The sequence below is a fragment of the Candidatus Bandiella numerosa genome (genome assembly GCF_021811875.1).
GTDB lineage: Bacteria > Pseudomonadota > Alphaproteobacteria > Rickettsiales > Midichloriaceae > Aquirickettsia > Aquirickettsia numerosa_A.
In genome coordinates, this window is record NZ_JAJBJD010000187.1 from 1 (window position 1) to 1,691 (window position 1,691).

Annotated in this window: 3 protein-coding genes; 2 read left to right on the top strand and 1 reads right to left on the bottom strand. The window is 27.4% G+C overall.

The window, feature by feature from the left end:
* Positions 1-110: 110 nt before the first annotated feature.
* Positions 111-359 carry a hypothetical protein gene (locus tag L8D11_RS05255; RefSeq protein WP_236870618.1) on the bottom strand — a complete coding sequence of 83 codons (249 nt, stop codon included), beginning with the start codon at positions 357-359 and terminating at the stop codon, positions 111-113.
* 156 nt (positions 360-515) lie between these two features.
* Between L8D11_RS05255 and L8D11_RS05260 the strand changes: the two genes are divergently transcribed.
* Entirely contained in the window at positions 516-1,022 is a 507-nt protein-coding gene (locus tag L8D11_RS05260; RefSeq protein WP_236870619.1) for a ClpXP protease specificity-enhancing factor SspB, read from the top strand.
* 351 nt (positions 1,023-1,373) lie between these two features.
* Entirely contained in the window at positions 1,374-1,571 is a 198-nt protein-coding gene (locus tag L8D11_RS05265) for a hypothetical protein (RefSeq protein WP_236870620.1), read from the top strand.
* Positions 1,572-1,691: the final 120 nt, after the last annotated feature.

Below are 1,691 nucleotides of genomic sequence, written 5' to 3' on the forward strand. Positions count from 1 at the left end.
TTGTTCAGCGCTAAAATTTCTTTTTTCTTTTTTACTCATACTTCTTATTTTTTATTTATATTTTTATATCTTTTAGGAAATAAAACTACTCTTTTTGTTGTCTGACTTTTTCAGTCCACTATAGTTTTATTCTTTGAAGTGCTGCTGCACAAGTTAGCAAAAATATTATTATCTTCTTGTCTAGGATTTCTTTCGGTGTTTATTTCTTCTTCATTTGAATTTGCCTTTTGATTATTATTGGAATTTTCTTCTTCAGTTAATTTATTTTTTTCATCAGAATCCGTATTATTATTTATTTTTTCTAGCGCATACTGAGTATCCTGAGTATTTTGCTCATTATTTCCTGGTTGATTTTTCATATTTACCTCTTAATTAACAAATTATATACTAAAACAGTATAGGCAATTTAAAGTTGTGTAAATGAAAAATTTTAAAGGTTTTATAACTAAATTGTTTATAAAATAAGTTTAAGTGGTAAAATTCGTTTAAGTTTTATAAAACATATATACACTTGTATGTCAGATAGTAAGAAATCATCGATAGATTATAGCTACTTAATCAATGAATCAATGTACTATATCATTAAAAGGGCTTTAAAAGAGGTAGAGCAAAACGGCTTACAGGGTGATAATCACTTTTATATAAATTTTATAACTGGGTATGAGGGAGTTAGGATTCCTAAGTTTTTGCAAAATCAATATCTTGAAGAAATGACCATAGTAATTCAATATAATTTTAAAAATTTGCATGTATTTGATGATTATTTTGAGATTAGTTTAAGTTTTAGTGGTAAATATTACGATCTTGTTGTGCCATTTAAATCTATCTCTGCATTTGCCGATCCATCGGAATCCTTTGAACTAGAATTTAGACAAGAAGTTAGTGATGTAGTGGAAGATAATATGCGAAATACTAAAAGTGACAAATTATATTCAATAGATGATAAAAATGAGGTTGTTTCAAGCAAGCAAAATAATGTTATATCACTTGAGGATTTTATAAAATCCAAAAAACCTATTTGAGGTAAAGCTAAGCTTTAGCTTTAATCTTATCTTGATTTAGTAATTACAGCTTCAGTCAGCACCTTAGTACTGGGCGGTACGCAAAAAGTGAGATATGCTATTTATAATAGACTTATTCTTCCTTCTAGCAACAATAAATATAGGTATTATTTTTAATATATGGCTTAATGATAAGCACCAGCGGGGTATGTATAATTTATAGCTGTAAATCCTTATTTTGACATATGTTCATAAATAATTTTAAAATATTTTAGTAATGTACTTGCACAAAATCAACAGCAATGTATATTATTATGATCAAGACTTATTAATAAATAATAAGTAAATAACTATATATTAAGGGAATAAGATATGAGTACTTTCCATAACATACATAATAATTGTGCAGTTGAAATTAATGATACACAATCATTTTTGAATAAGGAGATATATGCATATAGAAGTATCTGGAGAGCTGTTATCACGCAAGCGTTAATGGATGCTTCTAGCAATTCCAAAAAATTATTTGCAAAAAAAAAACAGAAAGTAGTCGCTTTAAAATGGTCCTGACTTCATGCACTTTGAGAGAAGTGTATAGAGGTAGGTGAGGAAAAAGGAGGAGAAAATTTTAAAGTCGCTGAGTAGTGCCTAAGCTAAATATTAGTTGACATTATATTATTTACTGGTAAC